16 protein-coding genes are annotated in these 17,847 nt (G+C 64.4%); 10 read left to right on the top strand and 6 right to left on the bottom strand.

All coding sequences use genetic code 11. The annotated features are described in order from the left end of the window. The first annotated feature begins 11 nt into the window (after positions 1 to 11). Entirely contained in the window at positions 12 to 836 is an 825-nt protein-coding gene (locus ACZY0R_RS24090; protein ID WP_488861820.1) for an SDR family NAD(P)-dependent oxidoreductase, read from the top strand. Between the two features lie 159 nt (positions 837 to 995). Here ACZY0R_RS24090 and ACZY0R_RS24085 read toward each other — a convergent pair whose 3' ends face one another. Both ACZY0R_RS24085 and ACZY0R_RS24080 read right to left on the bottom strand, forming a co-directional pair. Then, positions 996 to 2,537: an adenylate/guanylate cyclase domain-containing protein gene (locus ACZY0R_RS24085; protein ID WP_488861818.1), complete on the bottom strand. Its 1,542-nt coding sequence runs from the start codon at positions 2,535 to 2,537 to the stop codon at positions 996 to 998. A gap of 360 nt (positions 2,538 to 2,897) precedes the next feature. After that, positions 2,898 to 3,116 (bottom strand): hypothetical protein, encoded by a 219-nt coding sequence (locus ACZY0R_RS24080; protein WP_488861816.1) that lies wholly within the window; start codon positions 3,114 to 3,116, stop codon positions 2,898 to 2,900. Positions 3,117 to 3,501: 385 nt separating this feature from the next. Between ACZY0R_RS24080 and ACZY0R_RS24075 the strand changes: the two genes are divergently transcribed. Next, the gene (locus tag ACZY0R_RS24075; protein ID WP_488861814.1) at positions 3,502 to 3,846 is read left to right on the top strand and encodes a DUF4148 domain-containing protein; all 345 of its coding nucleotides are present in this window, start codon (positions 3,502 to 3,504) and stop codon (positions 3,844 to 3,846) included. Positions 3,847 to 4,106: 260 nt separating this feature from the next. Here ACZY0R_RS24075 and ACZY0R_RS24070 read toward each other — a convergent pair whose 3' ends face one another. Beyond that, positions 4,107 to 4,844, bottom strand: a complete 738-nt coding sequence (locus ACZY0R_RS24070) for a hypothetical protein (protein WP_488861812.1) — start codon at positions 4,842 to 4,844, stop codon at positions 4,107 to 4,109. Between the two features lie 308 nt (positions 4,845 to 5,152). On the opposite strand from ACZY0R_RS24070, the gene ACZY0R_RS24065 reads away from it, so the two are divergent. The 4 genes from ACZY0R_RS24065 (at position 5,153) to ACZY0R_RS24050 (ending at position 7,945) form a co-directional block, all read left to right on the top strand. After that, complete coding sequence (locus tag ACZY0R_RS24065) at positions 5,153 to 5,692, top strand: sigma-70 family RNA polymerase sigma factor (RefSeq protein ID WP_488861810.1); 540 nt, start codon at positions 5,153 to 5,155, stop codon at positions 5,690 to 5,692. Further along, positions 5,692 to 6,477 carry an anti-sigma factor family protein gene (locus tag ACZY0R_RS24060; protein WP_488861808.1) on the top strand — a complete coding sequence of 262 codons (786 nt, stop codon included), beginning with the start codon at positions 5,692 to 5,694 and terminating at the stop codon, positions 6,475 to 6,477. Before ACZY0R_RS24065 ends, ACZY0R_RS24060 begins: the two co-directional genes overlap by 1 nt. Before the next feature lie 139 nt (positions 6,478 to 6,616). Continuing rightward, positions 6,617 to 7,561 carry a metallophosphoesterase family protein gene (locus ACZY0R_RS24055; protein ID WP_488861806.1) on the top strand — a complete coding sequence of 315 codons (945 nt, stop codon included), beginning with the start codon at positions 6,617 to 6,619 and terminating at the stop codon, positions 7,559 to 7,561. A gap of 36 nt (positions 7,562 to 7,597) precedes the next feature. Beyond that, positions 7,598 to 7,945 (top strand): cupredoxin domain-containing protein, encoded by a 348-nt coding sequence (locus ACZY0R_RS24050; RefSeq protein ID WP_488861804.1) that lies wholly within the window; start codon positions 7,598 to 7,600, stop codon positions 7,943 to 7,945. Positions 7,946 to 8,051: 106 nt separating this feature from the next. Here the strand turns inward: ACZY0R_RS24050 and ACZY0R_RS24045 are convergent, their stop codons facing one another. Then, entirely contained in the window at positions 8,052 to 8,555 is a 504-nt protein-coding gene (locus ACZY0R_RS24045) for a helix-turn-helix transcriptional regulator (protein ID WP_488861802.1), read from the bottom strand. Between the two features lie 390 nt (positions 8,556 to 8,945). On the opposite strand from ACZY0R_RS24045, the gene ACZY0R_RS24040 reads away from it, so the two are divergent. The 4 genes from ACZY0R_RS24040 to bfr all read left to right on the top strand — a co-directional run bounded on the left by ACZY0R_RS24040 (position 8,946) and on the right by bfr (position 13,165). Continuing rightward, positions 8,946 to 11,117, top strand: coding sequence for a TonB-dependent receptor (locus ACZY0R_RS24040; protein ID WP_488861800.1), 2,172 nt, complete (start codon positions 8,946 to 8,948; stop codon positions 11,115 to 11,117). A gap of 8 nt (positions 11,118 to 11,125) precedes the next feature. Further along, entirely contained in the window at positions 11,126 to 11,869 is a 744-nt protein-coding gene (locus tag ACZY0R_RS24035) for a DUF4198 domain-containing protein (protein ID WP_488861798.1), read from the top strand. A gap of 97 nt (positions 11,870 to 11,966) precedes the next feature. Then, entirely contained in the window at positions 11,967 to 12,428 is a 462-nt protein-coding gene (locus tag ACZY0R_RS24030; RefSeq protein ID WP_488861796.1) for a Fur family transcriptional regulator, read from the top strand. A 260-nt stretch (positions 12,429 to 12,688) separates the two neighbouring features. Next, complete coding sequence (bfr, locus tag ACZY0R_RS24025) at positions 12,689 to 13,165, top strand: bacterioferritin (RefSeq protein WP_488861794.1); 477 nt, start codon at positions 12,689 to 12,691, stop codon at positions 13,163 to 13,165. Between the two features lie 25 nt (positions 13,166 to 13,190). Here bfr and ACZY0R_RS24020 read toward each other — a convergent pair whose 3' ends face one another. Together ACZY0R_RS24020 and ACZY0R_RS24015 are read right to left on the bottom strand one after the other, a co-directional pair. Beyond that, positions 13,191 to 15,542: a TonB-dependent siderophore receptor gene (locus ACZY0R_RS24020; protein ID WP_488861792.1), complete on the bottom strand. Its 2,352-nt coding sequence runs from the start codon at positions 15,540 to 15,542 to the stop codon at positions 13,191 to 13,193. Between the two features lie 64 nt (positions 15,543 to 15,606). Then, complete coding sequence (locus ACZY0R_RS24015; protein ID WP_488861790.1) at positions 15,607 to 17,829, bottom strand: TonB-dependent receptor; 2,223 nt, start codon at positions 17,827 to 17,829, stop codon at positions 15,607 to 15,609. Positions 17,830 to 17,847 lie beyond the last annotated feature (18 nt).

Below are 17,847 nucleotides of genomic sequence, written 5' to 3'. Positions count from 1 at the left end.
GGAGATAAGACATGGGAGCACTTGACGGCAAGGTGGCACTGGTCACCGGTTCCGGCCGTGGTATCGGCAACGCGATCGCCAGGCGCCTGGCCAGCGAAGGCGCGCGCCTGGTGATCAACGACCTGGACGCCGAACCGGCGCACCAGACCGTGGAAGAACTGAAGGCGATGGGCGTCGAGGCCGTGGCCTGCGTGGGCAACGTGTCCGCGCCGGACTTCGCCGATCGCTTCATCAACACGGCGATGAGCCAGTTCAAGAGCATCGACATCCTCGTCAACAACGCCGGCTTTACCTGGGACGACGTGGTGCAGAAGATGAGCGACGAGCAGTGGTACGCCATCCTGGACTGCCACATGACCGCGCCCTTCCGCATCATCCGCGCCGCCTATCCGCACATCAAGGCACTGCACGCCGCCGACAAGGAAGCTGGCCGCGAGGTGTACCGCAAGATCGTCAATATCTCGTCGACCTCGGCCCTGAACGGCAATGCCGGTCAGCTGAACTACTCCGGCGCCAAGTCCGGCGTGATCGGCATGACCCGCGCGCTCGCCCGCGAATGGGGCCGCTTCAATGTCAACGTGAACGCCGTGGCATTCGGCCTGATCCACACCCGCATGACGTCGGCCGACGCCAAGGCCGGCGCGACGGTGAACATCGAGGGCCGCGACATCCGCGTCGGCCTGAATCCGGAACTGCTGAAGGCGCACGCCCAGCGCAACCCGCTCGGCCGTGGGGGCACCCCGGAGGAAGCGGCTGGCGGCGTGTACCTGTTCTGCTCGCCGGACTCGAACTACATCACCGGCCAGACCATCGCCGTGGCAGGTAACGTGCAGTAAGAGGGAAGCCGGCCGGCCATCGGGCGTGATGCGATGACCGGCCTTGCATCGCCCTCGGGCCGGCGCTAGCCACGCCCGCAGGCCAGGGCCGGATGCCAGTCGCTACCGCGCCCTTCCGTCCTGGCATCGACGGCGGTGAGCGTGGCGTGGAAGGCATAGTCAGGCCCGGGGCATCTCCGCAGCCTTGGACAGCACGCGGACGGGCACCGGGTCATCGCGGCCTCGCAGGCGTGCGGCAAGCTGCGGCAAGCCTGCGGCCGAAACGCCGGCGTGCTGGAAGACCTGTTCCGAGACGATCGCCTCGCAAGCGATCTCTTTTGTCAACTGCTCAAGTCTCGAGGCCACGTTCAACGGGTCGCCAATCGCCGTGAACGTGACATGCTCGCGGAAACCAATCTCGCCCATGACGGCCCGGCCGCAATGCAATCCAATGCCAAAGCGGATTGGCGTCTGCAACTCCTGCTTGAGCGCGGCGTTGAGTTCGTCAATATTGGCTGCGACCAGCGGCACCGCGCTGAGCGCCTGACGACAGGCCACGGCCGGCTCGCTGTGCAAGCCAAAGATCGCGAGCACCGCGTCCCCCAGGAACTGGTTTGGCAGACCGCCCGCCTGGACCACCGCGGCGCAGACCGCACTCAGGAAGCGGCTGACCATGAAGATGCTGTCGAACGGTAGTTGTGCCGCCGCAAGCTTTGTGGAATCCCGCATATCCACGAACATGAACGCCGCGAATCGCTCTTGCGGCATGACGTCCCGCTGGCGCCGCTGCAGGAAGGCCGTGGAGGCGGCCGGAGGCACCAGTGGCCACACGGAGAGCGCATGGGTCGGCCGCAACTGGCAGGCGAGGCGCACTGTCTGCGAATCCGCTCCCAGCCGCTCCAGAACGCGCCGCTCCGCCTCGGCCGGCGCGGGCAGCGGCACAGCGCTGAGCACGCGCACCCGGCACAACGTACATCGGGCGCGGCCACCGCAGGTGCTGGCATGGGGAACGCCGGCCATGCGGCTAGCCTCCAGCACCGAGAATCCAAGCGGCGCGAATACCTTTCGCCCATCCGGATACATGATGCAGAGCCGCCCGGCCCGGCGCTCCCGCACCATGCGCACCAGCCGCGCTGCGAGCACCAGCAGCAGCGCACCCCCATCGAAGAGCAAGAAGTCGTTGCGCAGCTCGGCGAGCCAGAGATTTTGCAAATCCGTTCCGATGATCGCCGGGCGGGTCGCCGCGGCGCGCCAGACGGGATCCTGCGCGAGCGCGATCACTTCCCGTCCGCCTTGCAAGAAGCCTAGCAGCGCAAGCACCGGAAGCAGCACGGCAACGCTCAGCAGCACGCTTCGCCACGCACCAAACCATGGTTTCAAGCGCAACCAGAACCAGAGGCCGTAACACCCATGCAACCAGGCAACCACCAGGAGCATCAGCTGCACACGGCCGAAGAACGGTGAAGCGATCCAGAACGAGTACAGCAACTGCGCGTAACCCTTGTTCAGGTCAAACGCGGCAAAGGCGATCCGCGTATTCGCGACATGGTTGGCCAGCAGCGGCGGTATGCACAAGCCGAGGACGAGCTGCGCCACCTCGCCCGGCGTCCAATGCAACGAGCGCCGTTCGTACAGCGCCCACAAACCCAGGAAGAAATGCGTCACCAGCGCGCTGTACAGCACCGCCGTTCCAAGCCATCCCTGCCAGATGAACTTCTGCACAAGCAGGCCACGCTCCAGCCAGGCGAGCGAGATATTCCCCAGCGAGTGATTCAGGAGATGCGTACCCACGTAGGTAAACAGCACCAGTCCGGTGGTCAGGCGGACCGATCGCACACCCGCCGGCCGCAACCTTTGAAGATAGGGAAAGTGCGACATGCTCTACCCTCCACGCATCCCGATGCGCCGGCGCTTGCCACCAAGCGCTGACACTGCCGAGCGCACGCTAGGTTAGCATCACTTCCAATGGGTAGTGCAGGCGCCTGAGGGCCTTGGCAATTTCCGGGCTCTGGCGCGATAAGGGCGGGCCGCAGCCCCGCCCTTTCTCTTTTCATTCATGCCGCCTGCGGTTCTGGCAGCGTCTTAGCCGTGCGCGCCGTCGGTGAACGGATCGCGCCGATCCGTGATTCTTGCGCCGTCGGAATAGACGTCGAACCTGCCTGCTTTCGCGCCATCCGTGTAGGGATCGCGCGGCCCGGCGATATGGGTGTTGCTGTCGGAGGTTGCGGGGATGCTGGGTGACTGGGCCAGCGCTGCAAACGAAGCCAATGCCGCGACGGCGGCCGAAATCAGGATTTTCATGACGATCTCCAAATACAGTAGGGACAGCTTCCAAAGCGCATCGCCGTGAAGGCTACGCCTGGGCACGCAACTCGCTTCCGGCTTCCGGGATATTGATCCATCCTGAGAACTGGTTCGCCGTGCATTTGTAGAACCGCGCAGCCACCCGTTTTATTCCCGCTGCAGTTGTTGACGCGGCTGCCGGACAAGGGAAATTCCTGTGCCCCGTTTCGTGCTCCTGTGTCCTCTTATCGCTGATGCCACGGATGCGCCACGTATGCGTTTTTTCCGCGAAAGAAATTGGGGAATAAGGAGACTGGCTCCGCGGTTAACCCATGCAGAGCGTCATGCTGCGCAGTCGAATCGACTGCGGCATCCCTCGCTCGAACAACCAAGGAGTATTGACATGAAATCGAATTCGCTGAATCGGCTTTTCGTCCTGCCCATGCGCGGTTCGCTCATCGTGAGCGCTGCGTTGATGGCAACCTCAGCTTGTGTATACGCGCAAACGTCGCCCGAACCCGGCACGCATCAAGTCACTCGTGCGGAAGTGCGGCATGAACTCGAGGAATTGGAGTCGGTCGGTTACAACCCTTCCCAAGGCGGGGATAGTAACTACCCCGCCGACATTCAAGCGGCGGAACAAAGACTGGAAGCCAAACATCAAGCGCAGAGGAATGCGCTGATGAGTGGAAACCAGGCAGCACAGAGCGGTGAAAACCAGACCGCACAGACGAGGCCCACCCCTTGATTGCGGACGCAGGTCGCACACGGCTTCTCGAAAGAGGATACGGCTGGCAGGGCAATTGAACGACTTTTTGTTTCGTACCAATCCTGATCGGATGGGATCATGAATCGCGACCAGTTCAAGTTCTGGAATGCCGTTGGCATCATTACCATCGGCCTTCTCTTTTACTACCTCCTGGTTAACTAATGTCCGCTGCAGCCAGTTTTAGGGTGGACATATCGCCTGTCTTTCGGCCGTATTCACGTTATCTTTAGCGCTGTGAATCAGGCATTGAGAGACGCTTTTTGCGATCGTCGACGCGCAAGCCGATTGCGCAACTGGCCGGCCACGAACGCGCTGGTGATCAGCAGCAGGTAGAGGATGACGAGATTGTGGCGCCACGCATCGAGAGCGATCTGGTGCACGGCCAGTTTCGGATCGGGCGCCGGGAGGACAGCCCGGCTCGCCATGACGGCCCGGGTCATCCGGACAAGACCGGCCGCCGACAGCAGTGGCAGGAGCACGAGCAGAGCGAGCAGTGCAGGCTTGGCGCGGCGCACCATCGCATGATGGCGCAGGCGGATCCACAGCCCCAGACAACCGTGTACCCAGCCCGGGGCGAGCAACGCAACCTGCAAGCCTTGCGTGCCGCTGGTGATCAGCAGGATCACCATACGTTCATAGTTCGGTTCGAAGCCATAGAGCGAGGCGGCGAGCCGGGTCGCCACCGCATGGCGGATAAGCAGCAGAGGGAGGCTGAGTCCCGCCCAAAGGCGGATCCATTCGGTGGCCGGCAGCGTCCAGTGGTGGCGCCCGTAGACTGTGCGCAGCGCCAGCGCAAAATGCAGGGACGCCGAACCGTACAGCAGGATCGTTCCGGGCACGCTATGCCAGAGCCGCAGAGCCAGCGCGAGACCGCGCCCGGCAAGATCCAGCGACCAGATCCCGAGCGCATGATTGGCCAGGTGGAGAAAGAGGTAGGTCAGCAGCACAACGCCCGATCCGAGCTGCAAGCGGCGCATGGTTGGTTGCACTTTCGATCCCCTTGATACACAACAATGAGTAGACGCCGTTCCGTCGCCGGATATTCCCGCTTCTGCACGCAGTCATCCGCTTGCGACGCGCGAGCGGATCGTCGGTGGTGCGGAACTGGCTGCCCGGGAAGAAGACGGACATAGGAGGCGTACCGATCACACGACCGGCAATTCCTATGCCGAATCAACACGGGATCCAATTCAGGCGGCGGTTCCGGGAATAAAAATGGCATGCCGGCGGTCCTGTTGTTAACTCACTGCCGGTCACGGATTGCGGTTACAGCAGAAACTTCACAATGGCCGATCCAGACACCGCGCAGCGCTTCGAGACGCTTGTATTGCCTCATATGAACTCGGCTTTCAATGTCGCGCGATGGCTGACGCATAACGACCAGGATGCCCAGGACGTGGTGCAGGAGGCGTACCTGCGCGCGTTCCGGTTTTTTGGCGGATTCCGCGGCGAGGATGCCCGTGCATGGCTATTGAGCATTGTGCGCAACACCTTTTACACCTGGCATCAGCAGAACCGGGGGCATGCAGCGGAAACCATGATGTTCGAGGAAGACATGCACAGCCTTGAGACGAGTGCCGCTGACCATGACGTCAGTCCCGAAGCGATGCTCATACGCAGCCAGAGCCAGAAGCGGGTGCATAAGGCGTTGCTGGGCTTGCGGCTGGAATACCGGGAAGTTGTCGTGTTGCGGGAACTGGAAGACTTGTCGTACAAGGAAATCGCCACCATCGTGGGCATCCCGATAGGCACGGTGATGTCTCGCCTGGGCCGAGGCCGCCAGCAACTCGCGGCGCTGCTCGCCCCGACGGATCAGGAGGCGTGATGGATCACAAACAGGCATTTGAATTACTGCCGGGCTATCTCGACCAGGAGTTGAGCCTGTCCGAAGCGCTCGAATTCGAGCGCCATCTTGCTGACTGCGAACAGTGCCAGCAGGTCTATGCGCAACACCGCCAGGTGAGTGCGCAGCTGCGGCAGGCGGATTTGCGTGTAGAGGCGCCGCGGGAACTGGTGAAACGCATCAAGGCTGCGTTGCCGGTGCGCCGCACGCTCTGGCAGCGGCTGGGTGAGCGATTCGGCCGGTGGAGCGGCGGCGGGTCGCTGGCCTGGGCGCCGGCTGGCGCGATGCTGATGAGTGTGGTCGCGTTGACCTGGAGCGTGGGGCTGTACCTGTCGGTGCCATCGAGCGAGACGCGTCTGACCCAGGAACTCGTGGATAACCATATTCGCTCGTTGCAGGTCAATCACCTCTCCGATGTGATTTCAACCGACCGGCATACGGTCAAACCGTGGTTTGACGGCAAGCTGGACTTTGCGCCGCCTGTGGTCGATCTTGTGCAGCAGGGGTATCCGCTGGTCGGCGGGCGGCTGGATTACCTGAACGGGCGGGCGGTCGCCGTGATGGTCTATCATTACAAGCTGCATCCGATCAATCTCTATGTGTGGCCGGGCAACGACGCGGGCGCCACGCCTCGCATATACGCGCAGCAGGGCTATCACCTCGCCCACTGGAGTGCCGCGGGCATGAATTACTGGGCGATCACCGATGCCGGCGAAGCGGAACTGAACGGCTTCATCACGGACCTGCGCGCGCATCCGGCTTCCTAGCCCGCGCGGCGGGGTGCCCACGGTGGAATAAAACGGCGGAATAAAACGGATGGCCCAGCGGTCTTCCTCATGAACCCAATCGGGAGGCCCGTCGGATGGTCCGGCGGTCTACCTCTCGAACCTGTCTCGTGAGGGCAATATGTCGTCAGATCATCCATCCAATCCGTCGCGCCGCGGCGCGTTGAAGTGTCTCGCTTTCGGTGGCGCGGGCACCGTCTTTGTCCTGGCCAGCGGCGTTCTCGCGCCGGTGGAACTGGCCCTTGCCGCCTCAGGGAAGGGTCAGCCGGCTGCCGCGGGCATCCCTCTTTTCCTGCAGATCAGCGACACGCATATCGGCTTCAACAAGGAAGCCAATCCCGACGTCGCAGGTACGCTCAGGCAGACGATTGACTTCGTCAATGCCATGCCGGTCAAGCCTGCGCTGACGATTCACACGGGCGACATTACGCATCTTTCCAAGGCGGAGGAATTCGACCACGCGGCCCAATTGATGTCGGGGCTGAATATCACCGAGTTGCATACCGTGCCCGGCGAGCATGATGTCACCGATGGGCCCGGGACAGAGTACTTCAAGCGTTTCGGCCATGCCTCCGACAATAGGGGCTACTACAGCTTCGACCACAGTGGCGTCCACTTTATCGGCCTGGTCAACGTGATGCATTTCAAGCCGAACGGTTTGGGGGGATTGGGCGACGACCAGCTCGCCTGGCTGCAAGCCGACCTGAAGGGCCGCTCGTCCAGCACGCCGATCGTCGTCTTCGCGCACATGCCGATGTGGACGATCTATCAACCGTGGGGGTGGGGCACCGGCGATGCCGGCGAGGCGATGAACTATCTGAAGCGTTTCGGTTCGGTCACCGTCCTGAACGGCCATATCCACCAGATCGTCTCAAAGGTGGAAGGCAATATCACCTTCCACACGGCGCGCTCGACAGCATATCCGCAACCGACAGCCGGCGATGGCCCCGGACCTATGCCGCTGACGGTACCGGGCGATCAGCTTCCCAGGATGCTCGGCGTGACCAGCATCAAGATCATGCGCCACCCGTTCCAGGCGACGCTTGCCGACACGACGCTCGCCTGACTTGTCAGGCACGGCTCACCCACCAGGACCCAAATCATGCTAACGACTCTACTTCGCCGCGCCCTCGTCGTCCCCCTCGGGGCCGGGATGCTCATGGCGGCATCGGTTCCCGGCTTCTCCGTCGCGCAAGCGCAGGAGACCAATGTCATCGTTGTGAAGAATTTCATGTTCTCGCCGATGTCGCTCACGATCAAAGCCGGCTCGACCGTGACCTGGAAAAATCTCGATGGCGAACCCCACACGATTGTCGACGACGCCGGCCTGTTCCGCTCCGGCGCGCTCGATCAAAACGACACCTTCAAGTTCAGGTTCGACAAACCGGGGGTCTACAAGATCTTCTGCGGCATACACCCGAATATGAAGGAGACAATCACCGTCCAGTAGGTCCGGTATGCACTGCGCGACATCCTGCCCGCCGCAATAGCGCGCCGGGAGAACGGCGCAGTCGAAATCAGTTCGCGCTGGGGCCGACCACGGCCCCAGCGCGATCTCAGGCCACCGCGGCGGGCGCCATCAGGTCCTCGAGGAAGTAGGCGGCAAGCTGGTGCCGGCCTTCGAGTTGCGCCTTGGCGTAGACGTTGGCCGCGTGCTGCCGCACCGTCTTCGCGCGGCTCTCGCGCAGGCCCGCGATCTCCTCCAGCGATAGTCCCTTGACCAGCAGCAGCGCCACGTCCTTCTCCGCCGGCGTCAGTTTCCAGGCTTCGAACTGCTCCTGCATCTGATCGAGGAAATTGCGTGTGGACTGGCGGGCGGCGGTGTCGCGCTCCGCCAGGGCGCGCTCTCCGGCATGGGCAACGTTTCGCAGTTCGGCAAATTCACGCGCAGCCCGCTGCCGCTCCCGCACAAACACGAACAGGATCCAGAGGAACACGATCGTCGCGGCGGCTTCCGTCACGAGATGGTAGTTCACACCGCTGCTCACGTGGATCTGGCTTAAATCCCAGATCTGGTAGGCGGGGAAGAAGGCGAGCAATAGCAAAAGCTTGGGTGACATGGGACGTGATTCCAGACGGCAAACCCGTTGGCTTACCCAGGCGGCAGCGCACTGGAATCCACGGGCCGCTAAATGTAACTGATTCTCGTTCTTGAGAAAAGGCCGGTCGCGCCAGCGTGGTGCGCCGGTCACAGTAAGCGCCCCTTAATGCACAAAAATGGGCGGGACATTTGTCCCATCCCCCTTTTGGCATCTCCCGTGAAGCCAGTCCCCATGCGGCAAAAGGCCCGAACGGACAGGACACTTGCCCCGCCCGCACGATCAGGAATTGAATTCGAGAATGATTCGCATTAACCTTCGCGGACTTACGCTCCAAGGGTCACATCTGGCCAGGAGAGCGGCGCTTCTACTGACCGGCCCACTTAGCCACCTCCCGCGAGTTTTTCCTTCATGACACGTGTTTCCCGTCCCAACCTGGTGCCCCGCCCCCACGCTATCGCTGCGCTGGCTTATGCCCTGATCGCCGGCCTGCCGGTCGCGGCCCGCGCGCAAGCGGCCCAGCCTTCGCAGTCGGAACAGACACTGCCGCAGGTCACCACCTCCGCCGGCAAGGTCCGGCCGGGCAGCCTGCGGGATACGGTGACAACCGGCACCAAGACGGACACCCCCTTGCGCGACGTCCCGGCCGCCATCACGGTGATTCCCGACTCGGTACTGCGGGACCAGGGCGCCATCGACATGAACTACGCGCTGCAGAACTCTGCCGGCGTGCAGGCCCAGCTGGCCGGCGGCTACGGTTTTGCCAACAACTACACCATCCGCGGCCTGAACATGCGCTTCCTGCGTGACGGCTACCCCGACGGCCCCACCCAGAACGGCTACTACCGCACCATGTACGACGTCGACCGCATCGAGGTGCTGAAGGGCCCCGGCTCGGCGCTGTACGGCTCGGGCCAGCCCGGCGGCATGGTCAACATGGTCACCAAGGCCCCGCTCAGCAAGTTCGGGGCGGAAATCGGCGCTTTCGGCGGCAGCTTCGGCACCTGGGGGACTTATGTGGATGTCGGCGGCCCCGTCGGCTCGCAGCTTTCCACCCGCGTGATCGCGGACGTCGAGAAGAGCGACGGCTACCGCGGCCTGTCGCGCGATATCAAGGAGGTCTCGCCCTCGCTGAGCTGGGCCTACGACAACAACAAGACGCTGACGCTGGACTACGATCACCGGGACATCCGGATCAAGCCGGACAACTACGGCATCATTTTCAATTCGCAGGGCGGGATTGCCGCCGCGCCGCGCGACTCGCGCTACTACAGCCCGTTCAATGACACCCGGCAGACCATCGACCGGGTGACGCTGAGCCACGACTGGCATATCGACCCGGCGCTGAGCATGCGCACCGCCTTCATCTACGACGAGCGCGGGCTCAATATGACCCGCAACGCGGGTGGCAACGGCGGCAATGCCGCCAACCAGATGACCGGGCGTGCCGCACGTACGCAGGTTGACGACGGCCACTTCACCCTCGCGCAGAACGAGCTGGTCTGGAAGACCCATACCGGGCCGGTGGACCACACGGTGCTGTTCGGCCTGGAGTACTCCGACACCCACATCGACACCGTCCGTACCGGCTACAACCTGCCCAACATCCTCAACATCAACGCGCCGGTGGTGCCCGAAACCACGCTCAATGGCCTGGTTCCGGTGACTGCGCAGGGCTTTAACCGCAAGCTGAAGCAGGAAGACTTCGGCGTCTACCTGCAGGATCAGCTGGCCTTTGGCGACCAGTTCAAGGTGCGCGCGGCGGTCCGGACCGATCGCGTCAAGTTCAGCGACGTGGGCACGCAAGGTGGCGTATTCCGCTCTATCGGCGACACCCAGAACCTCACCTCCGGCTCGTTTGGCGCTGTGTGGGAGCCGCGCCAGTCGCTGTCCTTCTATGCCGGCGTCTCGACCAGCAAGTTCATCAACGTCTCGACCGAGCCCGCGGCCTTGACCACGCAGCCGGAAAGCGCCTTGCAAAAGGAAATCGGCGTCAAGGCCGAGTTCCTCGACGGGCGCCTGCAGACCAACGCCGCGCTGTTCGAGACCGAACGCAAGAATTACTACATCACGCTGCCAGGTGCCTTGAGCCCCACCCCCGACGGCCGCGACCGCTCGCGCGGGCTGGAACTGGAAGTCAGCGCGCGCCCGATGGCAGGCTGGTCGGTGCTCGCGAATTTCATCGTGCAGGACGTCAAGGTCGAGTCCAACGCCCTGGCGTCGAACGCCATCATGGGTGTCGTCAACCAAAGCATCGCAAGCAAGCGCCCGGCCGGCGTCGCCCGTACCGGCGGACGGGTGTGGACCACCTACGACTTCCAGCAGCAAGCGCTGCATGGCTTCGGCATCGGCCTGGGCCTGACCTACAAGGGCGACAGCTACGCCGACAGCCTGAACCTGTACCGCGTTCCGGCCTATGTGGTACTCGATGCCGCGGTCTACTATCGGCAGAAGACCTGGGACGTGACGCTCAACCTGCGCAACCTGACGGACAAGACCTACTATGTTTCGCCGACCTTCTCCGGCGCGCTGCCCGGCGACACGCGCAGCGCGATGCTGACCGCACGCTATCGTTTCCAGTGAGGAACTACATGACCCGAACCATCCTGGCCCGCATCGCCATCGTGTTCGCGGGGGTTGCCATTGTGGCACCCGCGCAGGCGCATTACCTCTGGCTGGAGCAAGGCAAGCCGCGCGCGCATCTCTATTTCGGCGAGTACGAAGAGCTGCTGCGCGAACGCTCGCCCGGCCGTCTCGATGAAATGCCGGCACCCGAGATCAGCAGCGTCGATCGCGCAGGGAAAACGGCGGCGCTCGGCGCCAGCCGGGAAGCGAGTGGCTTCAGCTTCGACATGCCGCCCAAAGGCAGCGGCGTCATGGCAAGCGAAACCGGCTACGCTGTCAAGGACTGGACGCACGCCGGCATCGGCGTGGTAAAGCCGATGTTCTACGCGCGCCTGATTGGCGAGCTGCCTGCCGGCACGCAGGCTGCGCAGCCCGCCAGCGCGATGCCGCTGGATATCCTTCCCGCCGGCAAGGCGGGAGAATTCCGCGTCATGTTCCGCGGCTCGCCGCTGCCTGCGGCAGACGTGCGCATCATCGCGTCCAACGCCTGGACGCGCGAGGCAACCACGGATCGCGACGGGGTGGTGCGTTTTGCCTTTCCGTGGCGGGGGCAGTACATCCTGCATGTCATCCACCTCGAACGCGCGCCCGGCACGTTCGGCGGGACAGCCTACGAGGCGGTGCGGCACCGGGCCACCGCCACGATGACGGTTCCCACCGGACCCCGGACGGAGAGCCCGGCGACGTGGCAGGCATCCCAGCCCCACTGACACGCTGCCGGCAGCCAAGCTTCCGATGCTACCCAGAACCGACCGGCGTCTAGCCTCTCCGCACGCTTCGTCCGCCAGCCGCGGCGCGGGAGACGCCTTGCCCATCTCCGCATGGGGAGAACGCGGCCGGCAGGCCGCGCAGGCCATCGCCGCGCGCGGCGTTCCGGTGTCGCTGGGCAGGATCGCGGTGCTGTTGGTCCTCCAGGAAAGCCCGTCCCGGCATACGACGGCGGAGCAGCTGTGCCGGGCGATGATGGAGTCGCCCTACCAGACTGCGCTTTCGACGTTCCGCGCGGCGATCTACGAACTCACGGAAAGCGGGCTGATCTGGCGTGTCACGGTGCCGGCTGGCAGCCACGCGGTGACCCATTACTATGAAATGGCCGATTGCCCGGCGCATGAGCATCTTTTCTGCACCGGCTGCCACCGCATCGAGGAGGTGTTCGACGAGCCGCTACTGGCCATGCAGCGCGCCTGCCTTGCCGCGCAAGGGTTGCGACCGGCACATGTGCGCAGTGCGCTGGTTGGCCGCTGCAAGGCGTGCGCCGCCCGGGCATGAAATCAGGCGCATGAGCGCTTGGTCGTGGCCCGCCGCAGCGCGGCGCCCCACCGCGCGGTGGACCCGGAATAGCCCGCCGGCGACAATGCCGCCGGTCCAGCGCAGCCACTCCGCGGGGCTTCGCAAATGAAAATCAAAACAATTATCAATTACAATGCGGGCGAAAATACACAATTACCACCTTGCCTTTTCAACCAATAAAATTATTATTTTTTATCCAATGCCTGGTTTTATAAATAATGTAATTGGGAATCAATACCATGAAAACCGACAAGAAGGTTCTTCAGCTTCTCAATGGCCAGCTCAAGCATGAATTGACAGCGATTAATCAATACTTCCTGCACGCCCGCATGTACAGGCACTGGGGCTTGAGCGCGCTGGGCAAGCACGAGTACGAAGAGTCGATCGAAGAGATGAAGCATGCCGACAAGCTCATCGAACGCATCCTGATGCTCGACGGGCTGCCGAACCTGCAGGACCTCGACAAACTGCTGCTGGGAGAGAACACCGAGGAAATGCTGGGTTGCGACCTGAAACTGGAACTTGTTTCCCAAGCCAGTTGCAAAGAAGCCATCAAGTACTTCGAATCCGTGGGCGATTACGTGTCGCGCGAGATAGTCGTCGGGATTCTCGATGACACCGAAGAGCACATTGACTGGATCCAGACACAAATCGAACTGGTGGCAAAAGTCGGCCTGCAAAACTATCTGCAATCCGCGATGGGGTCCCCCGCCTGATTCCGGGCGTCGGCGGCGCCGCGCCTCAGAAACGCATCGTCGCCGACAACAGCAGCGTTCGCGGCTCGCCAATCGCCACGCCGCCGAATGCATCGACCGCGGCCCAGTAGCGCTGGTCGAGGACATTGCGGACATTAAGCCGCAAGGTGGTCTGCCGGCGGGCCAGCGTGGTCTGGTAGCGCGCGCCGAGATCCACGCGGGTCCACTGCGGAATGCGCTGCGTATTGGCCTGGTCCACATACTGGCGCCCGGTGTAGACCAGGCTGCCGCTCAGCGTCAGGCCCGGCGCCAACGCGGCATCCCATTCGGCGCCAAGATTGGCTTGCAGCCGGGGCGCGCCAGTGGCGGTCTTGCCCTCCGTATCGGCGCTGCCGGTCCGGGTGAGCCTGGCGTCGAGCACGGTGGCGCTGGCGAGCAGCCGCACCCCTGCCGCCGCCTCGCCGTACAGGCCGAACTCCAGCCCGCGGTTACGCTGCTCGCCGCTGGCGGTGAACAGCGTGCCGGACATCTGGCCGCCCGGCTTGGTGATCTGGAACACGCTGACAGTCGCGATCATGCCTCCCCGCTCCACCTTGACGCCGGCTTCATACTGGGTCGACTTGTAGGGCGCGAATACCTCGCCCGCATTGCTGGCGCTGGAGGGCGCGGTGTCGCCCTTGCTCAGTCCTTCGATGCGGTTGGCGTACAGGGAGACATGCTGCCAGGGCTTCACCACCAGGCCAAGCATCGGTGTCACTGCCCCCTCGTCATAGCGCGACGTGACGGCGCCGGCCGTGCCGAAGTTCTCCGACCTGACCTGCTGGTAACGCACGCCCAGCGTCGCCTGCAACCGCTTGTCCAGCAGCGACAGCGTATCGGCCACGGCCACGCCGTTCAGCCGGGTCTCGGATACCTTCGGTACGCTGGCAGGCTCCGGGATGTACTGCGCGGGCAGTAGGAGCGGGTGGTAAAGGTTGGTCAGCGCGCTCGTGGACGCATGATTGAAGCCTCGCCCGAGCTGGTCCCGATAGCCGCTGACGACCAGGCTCAGGCGGTGGCTGACCGGCCCGGTATCGAAGCGGGCCCGCAGGCCGGTATCCGCCGTGGCCCGGGCAACGTTGAACTTGTAGTTCGTGTCCGACACGGCAACATCGCCGGCCTCGTTGACGATGGTGGGCGTGATGGCAAAGAGCCTGGCAACCCGGGTACGGCCACCGCCACCGTCCACGAACCAGGCCAGCTTGTCGCTGATGTCGTACTCCGCCCGCAACAGCAGCGACTGGTCGCGGATGCTGGAGTGTTCCCAGGGCTGCGTGATATTGCGCCGGCCATCCGGTGCGCCGGGTACGGCGATGCCGGGGACAATGTGCAGGAGCCGCGACGGCGCGTTGATCCTCTCCCGCTGGCCGATGAAATCCAGTGTCGCACGCAGGCGCTCGCCCTGGTAATCCAGCGCCAGCGCGCCGGCCCCGGCATTGCGCGACTGGTTGTCCAGGCTGGTATCCCCTGCCCGATAGCTCCCGTTAAGGCGGATGCCGAACTGGCGCCCGGCGCCAAGCCGCCGGCTCAGGTCAACGTTGCCGCCAAGCTGCGACGCCGCGGCATAGTCGGCCGTGACCTGCATCAGGTCCTCCGCGGTGGCCCGCTTGGGGACGATGTTGATGCCGCCGCCGACGCTCCCGCTCGGCGCCATGCCGATCAGCATGGCGGTCGGGCCCTTGATCAGCTCGACGCGCTCGACATAGCCGGTCGACACCCGGTAGTTGGAGGCGACGCCATACAGCCCGTCGAAGGCGATTTCCCCGAAGTTGCCGTTGCCCACGGGAAAGCCGCGGATCGTGAAGGCATCCAGGATGCCGCCGGGCTGGCTGACAAAGCGCACCGACGCATCGTTGGCCAGCACGTCGCCTACCGTGCGCGCCTGCTGGTCTTCGATCGCCCTGGCGGTGTAGCTGGTGACGCTGAACGGCGCGTCCATGATGTCCGTGTTGCCGAGCATCCCCAGCCGGACGCCGCGCGCGAGCTGCCCGTCCGCGAAGGGCTGCGGCAATTCGCCCGCGGCTGGGGACGTTCCGGTGATGGTCACGGCGGGCAGCACTGGCACGGCCTCGGTGCGAGCGCCCTCCCGCGCCTTGCGCACGGCGAATCCGCCGCCCGGCAGCGCCACCGCATCCAGCCCGGTACCCGCCAGCAGCGCATTCAGCCCCTCGGGCACCGTATAGCTGCCTTGCAATCCCGGGCTTTGGGCTGCGCCGAGCAGCGCGGCATCGTAGGAAAGATCGATGCCGGCGGCGCTGGCGAAGCGGTTGAGCACCGCATGGAGCGGGCCGGGCGCGATGGCGAAGGACCGCGCCTGGCCAGCGCCCGGCGCCTGCGCGCGCGCGGTGGGCGACGGCATGGCCACCCACAGTGCAATACAGGCGAGAGCGCCGGCAAGCGCGCGGTATCGGACGCGCAACGGCTTAGAAGTCCACGCTCATGGACGCCATGAAGGTACGCGGCGCGCCCAGCGAAATCGTGCCGTACGATGCCACCCCCGACCAGTACTTGCGGTTGAAGGCATTGAACAAACCCGCGCGGAAGGTGGTGGATTTGCCGTACAGCGATGTCTTGTAGCGCGCGCCCAGGTCGACCGTGGTCCACGACGGCACCTGCTGCGTGTTCGCCTGGTTGACGTATTCGCTGCCGGTGTAGTTGACCGCCCCCGTCAGGGTCAGGCCGGGCACCCACGGCAGGTCCCATTCCGCGCCCAGGTTAGCCATCACGGTGGGCACGCCCACCGGGCGGTTGCCGCGCGTGGCCGCGCTGTTGGTCCTGGTCAGTTCCCCGTCGAGCAGGGTCACGCCGCCGAGCAGGCGCACGCCCTTCCAGGCCTGGCCCGACAGCGTCAGCTCCAGGCCCTGGTTGCGTTGCTCACTGTCGATGGCGTAGACCGTGCCGAACAGCTGGCCGCTCGGCTTGGTCATGCGGAAAGCCGCCAGCGTCGCCATCACATTGCCTGAGTCGTACTTGACGCCCACCTCCTGCTGCCTGCTCTTGTACGGCGCGAAGACCTGCCCCGCGTTCGACGCCGTGGCCGGTGCGATGTCGCCCTTGCTCAGCCCCTCGACGTAGTTCGCATACAGCGACACGTTTTGCCAGGGCTTGAAGACGATGCCGGCCAGCGGCGTAACGGCGCTCTCGTCGTATGCGGATGTCTTTGCGCCGGTGGCGGCGTAGTTGTTCGACCTGACCTCCTGGTAGCGCAAGCCAAGGGTCAACTGCACGCGGTCGTCGAGCACGCTCAAGGTGTCGGCCAGCGACAGGCCCGACAGCGTGGAGTCGGAGACCTTGGGCACCCGTTGCGGCGGGGCGATGTCCTGCGCCGGCCGGTCGATGGGCGCGTAGATGTTCGACGTGACGGGCGTGCCGGAGACATTGGCATTGGCGATACGGTCCATATACAGGTTCGCCTGCAACGCCAGTGCATGCCTGACGGGGCCGGTTTCGAACTTGCTCCTGACGCCGGTATCGAAGCTCGAGCGGTTGACCTGGAACTTCCAGTTCTGCACGGCCGACGAGGTGGCGCCAGCCGGATTCAGGATGGTCGGCGTCTGGTCGGACAGGCGCGCCACATCGGAGCGGGTGCCGCCGGCATCGGCGAATACGGTCACGTTGTCGGTGACATCGTATTCCGCGTGCAGCAGCGTCGAGACATCATTGGACTTCCACCAGCCCCAGGGCTGGCTGACATTGCGCCGGCCGTCCGGCGCGGATGGCACCTGCAAGCCGGCCGCGACCAGGAAGGGACGCGTCGGCGCATCGACCCACTGGTATTGCTCGATCACGTCGAGCGACGCACACAGGCGCTCGCCGTGGTAGTCCAGGGACAGCGCCGCCACTTCGGCGCGCGACTTCTGGTTGTCGAGCGCGGTCGGTCCCTGGCGGTGCAGGCCGTTGAAACGGATGCCCCACTCCCGCTCGCTGCCGAAGCGGCGGCTCAGGTCGACCGCGCCGCCCACCTGCGCATCGGAGGCATGGTCGAGGGTAAAGCGCGTCAAGTCCTGCGCCAGCGCCCGCTTGGGCACGACGTTGACCACGCCGCCCACGCCGCTGTTGGGCGACATGCCGTACAGCAAGGCGGCTGGCCCCTTCAGCACCTCGACCCGCTCCAGGTACTCGGTGAACAGGTGGTAGTTCGGCGAAACGCCGTAGACGCCGTCGAACGCGATCTCGGACAGGTTGCCCTCGTTGATCGGGAAGCCGCGGATAAAGAAGGAGTCGGTCACGCCGCCGACCTGGCCGGTAAAGCGGACGGAAGGATCGCTGTTCAGTACCTCGGCCAGCGTGACGGCCTGCTGGTCCTCGATCCGCTGGGCGGTGTAGTTGGTGACGGCGAACGGCGTGTCCATCACGCCCTTGTTGCCCAGCAGCCCGAGGCGGCCGCCGCGCGCCACCTGGCCGCCCGCATAGGCCGGCGGCAGCTCACCCGGCGCTTCGGTGGCGGCGGTGACGGTCACCGCCGGCAGCGTGGCCGTGGTGTCCTGGGCCGCTGGCTGCGATTGCGCCCTCACTGCGAGCGGCGCCATGCTCGCGCCCAAGGCAAGACAGACGAAGGCGTGGTGCAGCGCGACCGCGAACGGCTTGAGCCGGGGTGGGCGCGCTGTGGCAATGACGGTGGCAGTGGCATGGCGTGTTGCAGACATCAGATTCTTTTCTCCGGC

The sequence above is a fragment of the Cupriavidus sp. F041 genome, from assembly GCF_057814235.1.
This window is presented reverse-complemented; position numbering and strand designations above follow the sequence as displayed.